This window comes from Microbulbifer sp. ABF4_143 (assembly GCF_056160225.1).
On sequence record NZ_JBSWWT010000014.1, the window covers coordinates 19,683 to 33,585 of the forward strand.

10 protein-coding genes are annotated in these 13,903 nt (G+C 69.3%); all 10 read right to left on the reverse strand.

Annotated elements, in window-relative coordinates; all coding sequences use genetic code 11:
* Window positions 1–132: 132 nt before the first annotated feature.
* A complete protein-coding gene (locus ACXAF3_RS12215) occupies window positions 133–1,704 on the reverse strand; it encodes an AMP-binding protein (protein ID WP_475112587.1) in 1,572 nt (523 codons plus the stop codon).
* A 56-nt stretch (window positions 1,705–1,760) separates the two neighbouring features.
* Window positions 1,761–2,582 (reverse strand): class I fructose-bisphosphate aldolase, encoded by an 822-nt coding sequence (locus tag ACXAF3_RS12220; RefSeq protein ID WP_475112588.1) that lies wholly within the window; start codon window positions 2,580–2,582, stop codon window positions 1,761–1,763.
* Window positions 2,583–2,613: 31 nt separating this feature from the next.
* Window positions 2,614–3,936 (reverse strand): ABC transporter permease, encoded by a 1,323-nt coding sequence (locus tag ACXAF3_RS12225; protein ID WP_475112589.1) that lies wholly within the window; start codon window positions 3,934–3,936, stop codon window positions 2,614–2,616.
* A 10-nt stretch (window positions 3,937–3,946) separates the two neighbouring features.
* Entirely contained in the window at window positions 3,947–5,923 is a 1,977-nt protein-coding gene (locus ACXAF3_RS12230; RefSeq protein ID WP_475112590.1) for an outer membrane lipoprotein-sorting protein, read from the reverse strand.
* A gap of 8 nt (window positions 5,924–5,931) precedes the next feature.
* Window positions 5,932–6,666: an ABC transporter ATP-binding protein gene (locus ACXAF3_RS12235; RefSeq protein ID WP_475112591.1), complete on the reverse strand. Its 735-nt coding sequence runs from the start codon at window positions 6,664–6,666 to the stop codon at window positions 5,932–5,934.
* 34 nt (window positions 6,667–6,700) lie between these two features.
* Entirely contained in the window at window positions 6,701–7,969 is a 1,269-nt protein-coding gene (locus ACXAF3_RS12240; RefSeq protein WP_475112592.1) for a hypothetical protein, read from the reverse strand.
* Complete coding sequence (locus ACXAF3_RS12245) at window positions 7,939–9,717, reverse strand: class I adenylate-forming enzyme family protein (RefSeq protein WP_475112593.1); 1,779 nt, start codon at window positions 9,715–9,717, stop codon at window positions 7,939–7,941. The genes ACXAF3_RS12240 and ACXAF3_RS12245 overlap by 31 nt, the downstream gene beginning before the upstream one ends.
* A 7-nt stretch (window positions 9,718–9,724) precedes the next feature.
* Window positions 9,725–11,137 (reverse strand): hypothetical protein, encoded by a 1,413-nt coding sequence (locus ACXAF3_RS12250; protein WP_475112594.1) that lies wholly within the window; start codon window positions 11,135–11,137, stop codon window positions 9,725–9,727.
* 10 nt (window positions 11,138–11,147) lie between these two features.
* Window positions 11,148–12,251, reverse strand: a complete 1,104-nt coding sequence (locus tag ACXAF3_RS12255) for an SDR family oxidoreductase (RefSeq protein ID WP_475112595.1) — start codon at window positions 12,249–12,251, stop codon at window positions 11,148–11,150.
* Window positions 12,252–12,333: 82 nt separating this feature from the next.
* A complete protein-coding gene (locus ACXAF3_RS12260) occupies window positions 12,334–13,647 on the reverse strand; it encodes a 3-dehydroquinate synthase II domain-containing protein (RefSeq protein ID WP_475112596.1) in 1,314 nt (437 codons plus the stop codon).
* Window positions 13,648–13,903: the final 256 nt, after the last annotated feature.

Genomic DNA, 13,903 nt, shown 5'->3' on the forward strand with positions numbered 1-13,903 from the left:
GCCCTGGCTGCCTTTCGCTCGGTCGGCGTGCTCGGCGTACGGCAAGTACGCCTCCGCGCGCCATCTGTCGCTAAAGACAGCCATGCCACACTCTGGAACCGCCTCGCCACGGATCTTCGTGAGAAATCCGGGCTAGCGGGCCAGCAGGGCGCCGGCCCTGGCCACCGGGCGTCCCACCAGGGCGCGCAGTTCCTGCCGCTTGATCTTGCCGCTCGGGGTCGTGGCGATATCCTCGACCAGCTCTATGCGGTCCGGGCGCAGTGCGCGCGGGTGCAGCTGCTCGCGGATGCGTTTCATCAGGTCGTTGACCAGCGCCGCGGATGAATAGCCGCTGGTATCGGCCACCACATAGGCGCGCAGCCGCGTCAGCCCCTCGGCGGTTTCCAGTGGCAGCGCCGCCGCCTTGATCACGCGCCTGTCCGCGAGCAGGAACTCCTCCAGCTCCTGGGGGCTGACCCAGTGCCCGGCCACCTTGATGCGCTCGCTGTCGCGGGAGACGAAGTGCAACCCGTCCCGGTCGCGGGTGAATAGGTCGCGGGTATCGAAGGGCGTCGCCGCCTCCTGCAGCAGGCCGCCGCTGGCCGGGGTCAGGTAGCCGAGCATCAGGCAGCCCCCGGAAATCGACAGGGAGAAGGCGCCGTCGCCGCCGAGGAGTGTCTCCGTGTAGTGGAAACCGCCGACGCGCTGCAGCGCCTGCCCGGCCTGCTCGGCGCCTGCGGTACTCTCGGACAGAGCGCCTGCGGCCACTTCGGATAAATAGGGGGCAAAGGTCTCGGTAGTGCCGATGGAGTCCAGCATCTTCGAGCCGCTCCACGCCTGCCAGCGCTCGCGGATCACCGGCGGCAGCCGCTCGCCGGCGGACAGGGACAGGCGCAGGGCGTCCAGCCGGTAGGGGCGGGTGGCGCGGGACATCATCAGGTGGTAGAGGGTGGGCACGGCCAGGAAGACGCTGACCGACTCGGCCTCCATCACTTCGAGGAAGTCCGCGTGCTGCTGCCACTCCGGCAGCGTCACCGCGGTGGCGCCGCGGCTGAGTGGCACGTGCAGCCCCTGCAGGCCGAAGGAGAAGAAGGGGCCGGTGCTGGCCAGCACCCGGTCGTCCGCGCGAATGTCCCACAGGGCGCGACTGACGTTGCGCTCGAAGGCCCAAAAGGCGCGGTGGCTGTGCACGCACAACTTCGGGCGGCCGGTGGAACCGGAGGTGGCCAGCACCAGTGCCGGGCGCCGGTCCAGGTCCGCGGCCAGGTCGCTGACCTCCCCGAGATGGCCCTGCGAGGCAGCGGCTGCGGTCAGTTCCTCCACCGGGCTCATTGCCTCCGCCTCGTCCAGCGGCACGGCTGTCCCGTCCGCCAGGACCAGCGCCGGGTCGAAGTCCTCCCAGAGGCCGCCGTAGTGGTCGCGGGGCAGGGCCGGGTGCACGGTAAACGGCAGGTGGCCGGCGCGCATGGCGCCGAGCCAGTAGACGATGTTTTCCAGGGTCGCCGAGCCCACCAGCGCGATGCGCTGCTGGCGGCGGCTGCCGGCCAGGCGCACGTTCAGTTCCTGGGCTGCGGCCAGGGTGCGCTGCTGCAGCTCGCGGTAGCTCAGGCTGCGGCGGCCCGCCGGGCCGCACTCCACCAGGGCTGGGTGGTCGCCGCGGCCGGCGCGGACATGGCGGTCGACCAGCAGGTCGACGCATCCGGGACTGGAGTCGATAGGAATCACTGTCGTGTCTCTCTTTGCTGTCACTCGGGTTTTCGGAATCCGTTCGCGGCGCCGGGTCACACCGCCATCTCGGCTTCCCGCTCCCGCTGTGCCAGCGGGTGCGCGAAGTGGATATCGGTGTTGGCGCCACTGCGGAACAGGTGCAGCAGGCGCTTGAGGGTGACCGCCGGCGCGGCCCGCTGAAACACATTGCGGCCGACGCAGATGCCCCCGGCGCCGTGGCGGACCACGGCCGCCGCCAGCTCGAGCAGCGCGCTCTCGTCGGCCAGGGCGCCGCCGGCAAACAGCACCGGGGTGTGGTTTTGCACCCCGTCCAGCACTTCGGGTATGCGCTCCAGCTGTGCCGGTGCCGCCACCTTGAGGGCGTCGACGCCCAGTTCGACGGCGGCGCGCATAAAGTGGCGCAGGTGCTCGAGCGGGCGGCCTTCGTCCCGGGTCTTGTCGTACACCATGTTCAGCACCGGCAGGCCCCAGGCGTGGGCCTCGTCCACCACCCGGCCGATCAGGCGCAGGTTGTGGGACGCGGTGGCCGCGGAGAAATTGGTCTGTACCGAAACCGCATCGGCACCCAGGCGCACCGCTGCCTCCACGCTGGTCACCAGCTGCTTCAGGTCCGGCCGTTCGTCCAGGCTGACCGAGCCGTTCAGGTGGATAACCAGGCCGCAGCCGAGACCGCCGGCGATGCGCTCGGCGTAGCCCTTGTGCAGCACAACGCCGGTCACCACCTCGGCGCTGAGCCAGCGCTGAATGTCCTCCGGCCGGCTGATGCCGGGTATCGGGCCCATCGTCAGTCCGTGGTCCAGGGGTACCACCAGCGCCTTGCCGGACTCCTGGTCTACGAAGCGCTTCCAGCGCCGTTTGCGTGCCATTTCAGTCATTGAAATTTCTCCTTTGCTGCGAGAGCGGCGGTTACGCGTCGGAGAGCACGGCGCGGATCGGCCGTCTCAGGATCTTGCGGGTCGGAATCGAACTGGCGAAGGCCGCGATCAGTACCACGCCCAGTAGCGCGGCCACATAGGTCGGGACCACCCAGGCCAGGTCCACAGGTACCGCGTTGCTGGACCCGGGCGGCGTCCACATGATCTGCGCCTCGCGCACCGCCCAGACGATGGCGGCGGTCGCGCCTATGCCCGCCAGCGCGGCCCCCAGCGCCAGCCAGCTGTTCTCCAGCGCGGTCAATATCAGCACGAAGCGGCGCGTGAAACCGAGGCTGCGCAGGGTCGCGAACTCCCGCGCGCGCTGGGAGAAATTCATGTAGCTGGCGTTCAGCAGGCTGGTGAAGCCGATGGCGCAGGCGATCAGGGCGATGAAATTGAGAAAGCCGCCCAGCACCGCCTTGACCTGCTGGTAGAAGGCGGCGCGGTCGGACCAGAGAAAGACTGCCACGTCGTCGAGGCCCGCCTCGGCGAGGGCGGCGGCGATGCGGCTGCGCGCCGCGTCTATATCCGCGCCCTCTTCGAGCAGCAGGTGGTACTCGCTGACGTCGCTGGTGTTCAGCAGCGCCTGGGCGTCGGCCATGGGCATCACCACCAGGCGGTCGTTAATCTCCTTGATGCCCCAGTCCATGATGCCGGTGGGCTGCGCGCGCACCGCGTTGACGCGCGCCGAGCCGCGGGTGGTGGCGGTCAGCTCCAGGGCGCCCGGCGGGCAGTCGAGCGGGCGCGACTGCGGTGTATCGCCGGGCTGCAGCGGCGCGAAGCCCACGTCCGGCACCTCGCAGCCGAGGATGGCGGCCAGGCCCTGGCCGAGCACCAGCGGCTGCGCGCGCGTCTCCATCCACAGGGGGGTGCCGGCGACCACGTCGTACTCGTAGGCGGGCCCCTTGATCGCGCGAATCTCCTGCACGTCCTGGCCGATACCGGCGAAGATGGTGCTCACATTGGCGTTCGACACCATGCCGGAGATGCGCAGCACCCGCGCGCTGGCGAGCAGCTGCGGCTCCTCGGCCAGCACCGCGTCTATGCGCCGCTGTATCTCGCCGGTCAGCGGCAGCTGGCCGGCGCCCTCGACCCTGCGCGCCAGTTCGGACGCGGGCCGCTCGATCACCAGGTGGCCGCGGGCGCCCCAGCGCATAAAGGCGTCGCGGATCAACTCCACGTTGGACTGCATATAGCCGGACAGCAGACACAGGGCGAGCACGGAAACGCTCATCACCACGAAGGTGCCGAGGGATTTGCGCCCCTGCCGCCACAGGTTGCGCAGGGACATGGTCAGCAACAGTTTGACAGGCATATCTGTGCTCCTAGAGGGTCATCAGTGTGTCGACGGTAAACAGGCTGTCCGGCGGGTCGGCGGGCACCACCCGGTCGTACTCGAGCAGGCTGTAGCGCTCGGGGAAGTTGGCGTTGACGATCTTCATGCGCGATACGAAGGGCCGCGCCTCGCCGTCCACCTGCACCCGGTTGCCGTACTCGAAGTGCGCCACCTTGAGCGGCATGCCGCTCGCGGTCAGGAATTCGGCCCTGACACCGAGGCGGCTGCGCCGGTCGAGGTAGTAGATGATGGATTCGTAGGTGGCGCCGTCGGTGGCGGCGGTGAGTTTCAGCTTGTGGCAGGGGGTGCCGTCCAGCTCCACCGCGCCCAGGTACTCGGGCGTATAGTCGCGGGCGTACTGGGTCGCGGCTATGTCGCCGTTGGCCGCCTCGCCCACCAGCCGCTGCTGCGGGCTGATGCTGATCGGCTTGCGCAGGCCCGGCTTGGCGTACCACATGGCGCGGGACGCGATCAGTATCTTCTCCCCGCGATAGCGCCGCGGCGCCGTGGTCATCGCCAGGGCGCGGCCGTCGCGCACGGCGATGTCGTAGTCGGTATCCGTGGCGCCGGCCGGGTCTTCGGTGTGGATACTGAGTTTCCACATGTAGCTGCCCCAGCCGCCGCGGGCCAGGTCCGCCTGCTTGAGCCAGCGGCGCATCGTCTCCTCGTCCGGCGCGGACGCCTGTGCATCGGCGGGAGCCGGCATCGGCAGGGCCAGCAGCAGGCAGGCGGCCGGGGCCAGCAGGCGGGTCAGGGGCACGCCGCGGCGCCCGGGGCGCACCTGGCCGCCGACCCGCTTGCGCGCGGTGACCAGCGCCCCGAGGGCGATACCGGCGCCGGCACAGGTGATGGCGCCGAGGGTCCAGGCGGGGGGCAGCTGCAGGGCCAGGGTGGCCGGCTCGGCGATGCGCGGCAGCTGGGTCTGCACCCCGGCCAGGGCCAGCGCGGCGATCACTGCGTAGGCCAGGGCGGCGGCGACCAGCGCCGCGGCCAGGGTGGTGAGCAGGCTCTCGCGCACAAACAGCCCGGCGATGCGCCCGCGGCCGAAGCCCAGCGAGCGCAGCATACCGATCTCGCGGGTGCGGTCGGCCACGTTCATCGCCACCGTGTGCTGTATCGTGGTCAGCGCAATGGTGAAGACCACTATGCCGGTGAAGGCGAACACCATGGTGAAGAAGCCCATGAAGCTGGTGTACAGCTGGCCTATCTGCGGGTGGTCCCAGGTGGTGACCTCGAAGCGGCCCGGCTGCTGCCGCTCCAGTTCCGCCGCCAGTCTGTCGCGGAAGGCGCCGCTGTGGATGCGGTTGTCCAGTTGAATAACGACCCGCGAGACGGCATCCGTGTCGTACAGGGACTGCAGCAGCGCCAGCGGTGCCTTGAGCCCCTTGTCTTCAATCGCCTCTATGCCGGTGGAGAAATCCCCCGCGAGCGGCGCCTCTATCGCGCTCATGCGGTTGGCGTAGGAGGCGCCGAACAGCTGCAGGTAGCTGCCTTTCTCGGGGTAGCCGAGCAGGTCCTGCAGCTGGGTGGTGAGCAGCAGGCCGTCCTCGGGCGGGGGCGCTGCCGCCAGCGGGCTGTGCCGCTGCAGTGCGCTTTCGAACCCGGGGTCTATGCCGCGGGCCAGGAAAACAGCGCTCTCGGTGCCCGCCTGCACCACGCCGACGCCGACCAGCTGGTTGGAGGCGCGCAGGAAGTTCGGCAGTCCGGCGGCGGCGCGGTGAATCAGCGCCTGGTCGCGGGTATCCAGTGAATACTGCGCCGGGGTCGCCGCCAGCTGCGCGGGGCCGTCCTTGCGGTACACCTGCACATGGGCGTTGGCGTCGCGGTAGATGACCACCGAGGCCAGGGAGCTCTCGACGAAGCGGATATAGCCGAGGAACATCAGCACCGCGAACAGGCCCGCGGCCACCGCTATCACCGTGGCCAGGGTGCGCCTGCGGTCGCGGTAGAGATTGCGAAAAGCCATGGACCACATCACGCCACCTCGCTGTCGCCGGTCTGCAGTAGAGTGGCGCCGGCCCTTTCGCCGGCGGCGCCGCCCGCGGACAGCTTGCCGTCGCGCAATTCGACGACGCGGTTGACGTGCTGCAGCAGCCGCTGGTCGTGGGTGGAGAAGACGAAAGTCACCCGGCGCTCGGTGTTCAGCGCTTTCATCAGCTCCACCAGCGACAGGGCGCTGGCGGTGTCGAGGCTGGCGGTGGGCTCGTCGGCCAGGATCAGCTTGGGCTCGGTGACCAGGGCGCGGGCCACCGCCACCCGCTGGCGCTGGCCGCCGGACATCTGGTCCGGGCGGAAGTCGGCGAAGCGGGTCAGGCCGACCGCGTCCAGGGCCGCGCCGGCGCGCCGCCGCCGCTCGTCTTTCGACAGCTTGTGCAGGTAGAGGGGCAGCACCACGTTTTCCAGTGCGGTCAGTACCGGCACCAGGTTGAAGTTCTGGAAGATGATGCCGTAGGTGCGGCTGCGCAGCTGGTCCAGCGCGCGGTCGTCGAGGCTGCTGACCGGCTGGCCGGACACGCGGATCTCGCCGGACGTCGGGCTGTCCAGGCAGCCGATCAGGTTCAGCATGGTGGTCTTGCCGCTGCCGCTGGGGCCGGTGATGGCGACGAAGTCGCCGCGCTGTACGGTGAAGTCGACACTGTCCAGGGCCGTGACCTCCACCTCGCCGAGCCGGTAGCGCTTGGTGACCGATTCGAATTCGATCAGGTTCATCTCTTCTCTCCTTACTCGCAGTCTTTGTTCCCAGTCAGAAAAAGGCATCCAGGGCCAGGTAGGCGCTGCGGGTGACCGGCTGGCTCATCTCCACAGTCCTGCCGGCGCGGCTGCGCGACAGGCCCAGGTAGACGGTGGCCGCATCGCCGGGGCTGTAGGACAGCTCCGCGAAGCCGCTGCTGCTGGGCTGGTCCAGCCCCTGCAGCAGCCGCGCGGTCAGGCCCCAGCGGCGGTCGCCGAACAGCTTTGGCCAGGTGGTCTGCAGCAGCGCGTAGCGGCGCTGCACGAAGGGGTGCAGGGGGCGGTTGTACGACGGGCCGCGCCCGGCCGAGGGCAGGGCGGCGAGCTCGGGGTTCCGCAGTTCGGCGTCGCTCTGGGCGTAGCCGTTGTAGATCAGTTCCAGCCCCGTCTCGGCGCCGGAGGCGGCGCCGTAGCGCAGATTGAAGACGCCGTCCCAGCGCCAGCGCGCGCGGTTCTGCGCCAGCGGCTGGGCGCCGCCCCCGGTTTCCGCGTAGCCGCGCGACGCGGCCGCCTCGAAGCCGAGGGTCCAGGCATCGCCGAGGCCGTGCTGGAAGTAGCCGCCGATATAGGGGCGGAAGCCGCCGCCGCCGCCGGCCACGGCCCCCAGGGTCGCTATGCGCCCCTCGACCCAGTTCCACTCGGTGCGGGCCAGGCCGAAGGCGCCGCCGCTGTCTATGCCCTGCACCCGGTCCAGGCGCGGGTCCGCCAGCAGCAGGCTGGCGCGACCGCGGGTCGACAGGTCGGCGCTGGCGAAGGCCATCGGCTTGCCGGGAATATCGCGGCGCGGGGTCACGGCGCCGTTGTCGGGAAACAGGCGGTTGGTCGGGCTGTAGAGCAGCGACGGCCCCCAGCCGAGCAGGCGCTTGCCGGCGCCGATGCGGGCGCCGCCGTCCAGCTCGCGCAGCAGGTAGCCCTCGGCGAGCCAGTCCGGCTGCGGGTCCGGCATGGCCCGCGGGCGCTCGTCGTCGTCCAGGGCCAGGCGCGGCTTGAGCACCAGGCGGGTGCCGTCGCAGGGCGCTTCGCTGCAGCGCAGCTGCAGGTCCAGGCGCAGCTCGGCGGCGCTGCGTCCGGCGAGGTCGCCGCCGTCCCAGGACGCGGAAAGGGGGTCGAAGAGCCGTTCGCGCTCGCGGATCAGTTGCAGCGTCAGCTCGTAGTCGGCGCTCCAGGTCTCCCGCTCGCCGGCGCTGTCGAAGGCCCAGCCGTCGTCACCGGCCGCGGGTGTGGCGCAGAGGGCGGCGAGCAGCGCCGGGATCAGCTGGACTGCAGTGCGCTGGCTTCGCATGGGGCCTTCTCCGCGATGGGGTCCTGTCGCGCCTGCAGCAGCGCGTTGTAGCGCTCGCGCAGGCGCCGCTTCAGGGTCTTGCCAGTGGCGCCGATGGGGAATTCCGCCCAGTCGATCAGCCACAGGTACGCCAGCTGTTGCTCCGCGGGCAGCTGGGCGTTCAGTTGCCGGCGCAGGGTCTCGGCGTCCGGTATGCGCGCCTTGGCCCGCGCTGCCACCACGGCCGCCGGTACCTCGGACCCGTCCGCGCGCGGGCGCACGCCGAACACGCAGGTGTCCAGTACCCCCTCCTGCTTCAGCACTATCTCTTCCAGCGGCAGTGTGTACACGGGGCCGCGGGCCGTGTGCATCACGTCCACCTCGCGGTCCAGGTGCACCAGTTCGCCGTCCTCGCCCTCGCGCACCATGTCGCCGGTAAACCACCAGCCGTCGCGGGTGGCCGAGTAGAAGACGTCGTGGGCATTCCAGTAGCCGCCGAACATGCTCTTGCCCTTGATCATCAGCCGGCCGACCTCTCCCTTGGGCACCGGCAGGCCGTCGGCGTCGGCGACCTTGATCTCAGGGCCCAGCGGCGTCCTGCGGCCCACGCGGCGCGCGAAACGCTTGGTCCAGGGGGTGGCGATGCGCAGCAGGGCCGCGATGCCCACCTCGCTGGAGCCGAGTCCGTCGACGAACAGCGAGCCCTTCACCGGGATGCCGAGGCGGGTAAAGAAGGAACCGTGTGGAATCAGCGCCCGCTGCTGTACCTCGTGGCTGGCGTCCGCAGTGGTGCCCCAGATACGCAGGCTGTCCAGCGGCTGCTCGGTGACGCCGGCGGCCAGCAGGCGGGTGTAGGTGATCGGGAAACCGAAGAACACCGTGGGCTTGCGCTCGCGCAGCTGGCGCATCAGTCCCGGTGCCGACATTTCTCCGTCGATGATGCAGCGCACGCCCATCAGCAGCACGCCGTGCAGGTACAGGTGCGAGACCTGGTGGTTCAGCGGCAGCGCGAAGCAGGCCAGGTCGCGGGTGGAGACCGGGTTGAACAGCACTATGGAGCGCAGCGACTGGGCTATGCCCTCCTGCTTCAGTATCACCCCCTTGGGTACGCCGGTGGTGCCGGAGGTGTGCACTATGTAGAGGGGATCTTCGCCGCCGCGGCGGCGCTCGGGTGCCGGCGGCAGGGGTTCATCCAGCAGGGAGGCGAGGCTGCGGATGCGATTGCCGCCGCCCTGCCGCGGCGCGTCCGTCAGCACCACCTGCTGGAGGCTCCGGGGCAGCTGCACCTCGCCCAGCGCCGCCAGTTTCTGCCAGGCGTCGCCGTCGGTGACCAGCAGCCGCACACCCAGGCGCGCCATATAGCCGGCGGCCGTGTCCGCAGCCACGTTGGCGTTGATAGGCACGGCGATGGCGCCGATGCGCAGGGCCGCCACCGAGAAGAGGAAGTAGTCGAACTGATTGGCCTTGTAGATGGCCACCCGGTCCCCCTCTTCGACGCCCAGGTGGTGCCAGCAGGCGGACAGTTTCTTCACCGTGTTCAGGATCAGCGGTGCGTTCCAGTGCTGTTCGCGGGTCCAGGCCAGGGGCTGGGCCAGCTCCACCAGTTCGCGGTCGCCGTGGCGGCGCGCGGCGAATTCCAGCGCCCGGTCCACGCGGTCGTCCCAGCGGGCCAGCAGCGACAGGCGGCCGAAATAACCGAGGCGACCGGCGACAAACAGCAGGTAGGCGAACAGCAGAGTGGCGACAGTGGCGATTGCGTAGCTCATCATCTTGGCATCATCTCCGGGGCGGGGTTTGCAGCTCGTCCAGCAGCTGCCGCAGGGCCTGCAGGAAGGGTGCGGCGAATTCCCTGTGGATGTCGCTGAAGGCCGCGCGGCGGTAGACCAGATCCAGCTGCATGCGGCCGTTGACGGTGGGGGTGTACAGGATGAAGTCGTAGGGGGGCACCAGGCAGCCGAAGCCCACATAGCTCTGGGTGCTGTGCTCGGCAGAGCCGAAGGAGGAGAAATCCTCCTCGATGCGCCCGGGGTTGGAGTAGCAGGCATTGGTGCCCTGGCACAGGTTCAGCAGGTGGCGCGCCGGGCCGCGCAGGGGGCGCAGCCGCAGCAGTGGCAGCAGGGTTTCCAGCCGGCCCACTTCGGTGCCCAGCTGCCGGTCGCTGCGCGCGCGGCCGATGGCGCCGTGCACACTGCGCACCAGTGCCCGTGTGTCCTGCCCGGTGCGCAGGCGGATACTGCTCGGCAACAGGTAGTTGCGGAAGCTGCGGTCGTGGCGCCGGTCGATCAGGCGCCGCAGGCTGACGGCACAGGTGATGCGCAGGTGGCTGCCACCGCGACAGTCGCCGGCGGCCTCCATCAGCCGGGCGAGCGCCGCGCACAGCAGGGTGTTTATCGTGACGCCGGCGCTCTTTGCCGTCAGCGCCAGTCGCTCCTCCAGCTCCCGCGGCAGCAGGCTCTGGAAAAAATCCAGCTGCCCTATATGCGGGTCTGCGGCGAGGCCCTCCCAGCGCTGGCCCCGCAGCGGCACCCTGAAACCGGCATCCCGGCGCAGCAGGTCGGCGGCGACGCTGCCCAGGGCGCGCAGCCAGCGGCGCCCGCGCGCGAGCGGGCGAAACCAGTCCGGGCGTATCTCCGCCAGTGGGGCGAAGGGCAGTTCGCCGCCGGGTGCGGCGGCGCCGGGCACACCGGTGATATGGGCGTAGTGCTCGATGATCGCGCGCAGCAACAGGCAGTCGCTGCGGGCGTCGGCGACCCCGTGGTGGCTGCTCAGGTAGACGCAGGAGTTGTGCCCGCCGTTGCCGGTAACCAGCAGCAGCTGCAGCGGCGGGCGGTCGCGCCAGCGCAGCCGCCGCGCCGAACTGAAGTTCATCAGCAACTGGCGGAAGGCGGCGTCGTTGAAATCGCAGGGCGCGGCGTACTCCAGGTGCTCGACCCAGCGGGTGGCGGAGGTATCGAACGGCCGCAGCCGGCCGCCGTCCGGCCGGCTGCGCAACAGCGGTATCTGTGCCACCGCGCGCCGCACGCTCTGTTCCAGCGCCTGCGGGTCCAGGCGGCCGCTGACAATCAGTATCTGATTGGTGTTGACGTTGGCCAGATCCCCGAGGTGCACAAATACCTCGGCCAGGGCGTCCAGGGCGCGCTCGCCGGCTCGGGCACTGTCGGTGGGCGCTGAGGTGGTCAGACTGGTCACTGTGGCTTCCTCAGCTGGCCTCGGCGACTTCCGTGGCGGTGCTCTTGCGCGCGCCTTCGGAATCGTTCACATACCAGCGGCACAGGGCCTGGAGTTCGTCGCGGGAGAGCGGCTGCACCGGCTGCTCGAGGCCGATGGCGGCGTCGAGACGCGAGCGCTCGAACTGCCACTCGGTACGGGCGAAGGGGCGGTTGGGACCCACGGCGCGGTCGAACTTCTGTTCCAGCGAGGTGGTGGGCGCGCCGAGGCGGGCGTCGATGCCGGCCACGCTGCCCCAGATGCGCACTATCTCCTCCATGCGCACATCGATGCCGCCGCTGGAGTGGAACACCTCGAAGTCGTTGCCGCTTTGCCGGCGCAGGGTCAGGGAACAGGCGTCGGCGCAGAGCTGGTCGATCGGCACCAGGTCCGGGCGCGCGTCGGGCAGCAGGTCCACGGTGATTTCCCGGTGGCCGGCGCCGGCGATGGCGATCATCGCGTCCTGGAACATGTAGAAGCCGAAGCCGTTGCGGTGCGCCCAGCCGGTGTGGCGGTGGCCGACCACCACCGTCGGGCGGAAGATGGTGACCGGCAGGCCGCAGCGCAGGTAGAGCAGGTGCAGGGACTGCTCGGTGCTCCACTTGGTGACCTGATAGGTGTTGACCATGCGGCTCTTCGCGTGCAGTTCCTCGCGCACCGGGCCGCCGGCCATGCCGGCCACATAGGCGGTGGAGACATAGTAGAAACGGCGGCAGTTGGGCGCGCAGCGTACGGCGGTTTCGTACAGGCGCGCGCTGTTGCCGACGTTGGTGTCGAAGGAGGTCTCCAGCTTGTGGGCGGAGTAACTCATCTCCGCGGCCACGTGCCAGATCTCGGTGATTTCCTCCAGCCCGGCCTCGGCCAGGTCGGTTTCCAGGTTGGCGAAGTCGATATTGAGCACCCGCAGGTGGCGCTCCACCGCGCCGCTCACGTCCAGCCCGCAGCCGTGGGCGGCGGTCAGTACCGCGTCGATGGTGCGCACGCCGTCGGGGTCGTTGCGCGACACCGCAGTGACACTGGCGCCCCGCGCCAGGAAACTCGCCGCCAGAGCGCTGCCGACAAAGCCGGTGACGCCGGTAATCAGTACCTGATGCACTTCCACTCTCCTTTTCATTGTCCGGTTGATGGCGAAGCGGTGGGCGGCGCCGGGATTCGGCACCGCCCGCCGGGTGGAGGAATCAAAGTTCTATGATGTGCTCGTCCACCTTGACGCCCACGTGGCGGCCGGGCTCGGTGCCGAAGCCGAGTACGCGGTCGCCGGGCTTGAGTTCGGTGACGTTGAGGGGCTTGGCCTCGTCGGAGAAGACCCGCACGTGCCAGTCGTCCTGCATGATGATGTTGACCTTGCGGTTGTCCGGGAAAGTGGCCTCGATCAGCAGCAGCGGGCGTATTTCCGTCTTGGTGCGGCCCACGTACACCTGGCGGGTCTCGCCGCGGGCGTTCACGGTGGTCAACTGGCTGCCGGCGCGCAGTTCGCTGATATAGCTGGTGCGGTCGTTGCTCTGGAATACGTAGCTGTGCACCGAGGCGGCGTTGATGCGGAAGGGGCGCAGCTCCATGTAGGGGAGGTGGAAGACCTCGGGGCAGCAGAGGATGCCGCCGGTGGAGGTGGAGCCCACCAGTATGCCCTCGTCCGGGTTGAACATATGGGTGGTGTCGATACAGGCCCGGTAGCCCAGGCCCAGGTGGGTGATGCGGTCGATCACGCCCACCTGGATGTCGATCTTCGGCGACGCCTGCGCGTCCATCTTGCTGGCGAAGCGGTCGAACTGCTCCATGGTCGTGAAGGAAGTCAATACGCCGTCGCTGCCCAGCTCCAGCACGCCGAGGGCGATGACCGCGTCGTCCACGTCCTGGTGCACTTCCTTCAGCAGTACCGTGTTGGTCTTGTGCAGCTCGGCGATCACCAGTTCCAGCGGGATATTGGTCGGGTCCTTGAAAGACACCATCAGGTGGTCGTAGTGCATGCCCAGGTGGAAGGAGGCGTGCAGGCTGGCGGCGTTGTCGACGTGGGTGCGCAGGCTGGTGCGCAGCCCGGCATCGCGGGCCGCGGCCAGCACCTGCGGCTTGCAGCTGGAAATCACCGCCGCGGGTTTCTTGCCCGCGCCCTCCTCGAAGCGCTTGGCGAACTGGGCCCACTCGTCGATGGTCTCCAGGTGCAGCACCCGCTGCAGGCGCGGTGAGACGGCCTGGTCCAGTTCCTCGAAGTTGTCGGCGTAGAGCAGTATGCCGTTGTAGCGGCCCTGGCCCAGGCGCTGGATGATCGCCTTGCGGGAATCCTCGTCGAGGGTGGCGAGCACGCGGGAGTCGTACCAGAGCAGGTGTTCGCGGTCCTCCGGCACCTCCGTGGTGACCGGGAAGAGGGCCGTGTTGGCCGGCGCCGCGGGCTCCAGCGGCGTGGTGGGCTCGCGCTTCTGCGGCGCAGCCTTGGGGGCAGTGTTCTTGCGGGCATTTTTCTCCGCGGCCGGGCGTTTGCTCTGAACTTGTTCCATGGCGGTTTCCTGACTGACTGGTGGATGGGTTGAGCAGTGACCGGCGCGGGCTGTGTGTCAGTGAGCACTGGGGGAAAGGAAGTGACGGAACTGCATCTGCGAATGGCTTCCCTGCCCACAGCCAGCGGCCGGTTCTTTCGGCAGCCAGACTATTGGCGGGGGACAGGAGCGTCACCTAGCAGAAATGTTAGGTGCCGGCGCATAGCGCATTTGATAGCGGTGGCGGGGGCTGGAGGCTGGTCAATAAATAGTCGTC

Bases quoted from the DNA above. Each gene is read 5' to 3' on its own strand.
- ACXAF3_RS12220 (WP_475112588.1), bottom strand. From the start codon at position 2,582: ATGACTGAAATGGCACGCAAACGGCGCTGGAAGCGCTTCGTAGACCAG.
- ACXAF3_RS12225 (WP_475112589.1), bottom strand. From the start codon at position 3,936: ATGCCTGTCAAACTGTTGCTGACCATGTCCCTGCGCAACCTGTGGCGG.
- ACXAF3_RS12230 (WP_475112590.1), bottom strand. From the start codon at position 5,923: ATGGCTTTTCGCAATCTCTACCGCGACCGCAGGCGCACCCTGGCCACG.
- ACXAF3_RS12235 (WP_475112591.1), bottom strand. From the start codon at position 6,666: ATGAACCTGATCGAATTCGAATCGGTCACCAAGCGCTACCGGCTCGGC.
- ACXAF3_RS12240 (WP_475112592.1), bottom strand. From the start codon at position 7,969: ATGCGAAGCCAGCGCACTGCAGTCCAGCTGATCCCGGCGCTGCTCGCC.
- ACXAF3_RS12245 (WP_475112593.1), bottom strand. From the start codon at position 9,717: ATGATGAGCTACGCAATCGCCACTGTCGCCACTCTGCTGTTCGCCTAC.
- ACXAF3_RS12260 (WP_475112596.1), bottom strand. From the start codon at position 13,647: ATGGAACAAGTTCAGAGCAAACGCCCGGCCGCGGAGAAAAATGCCCGC.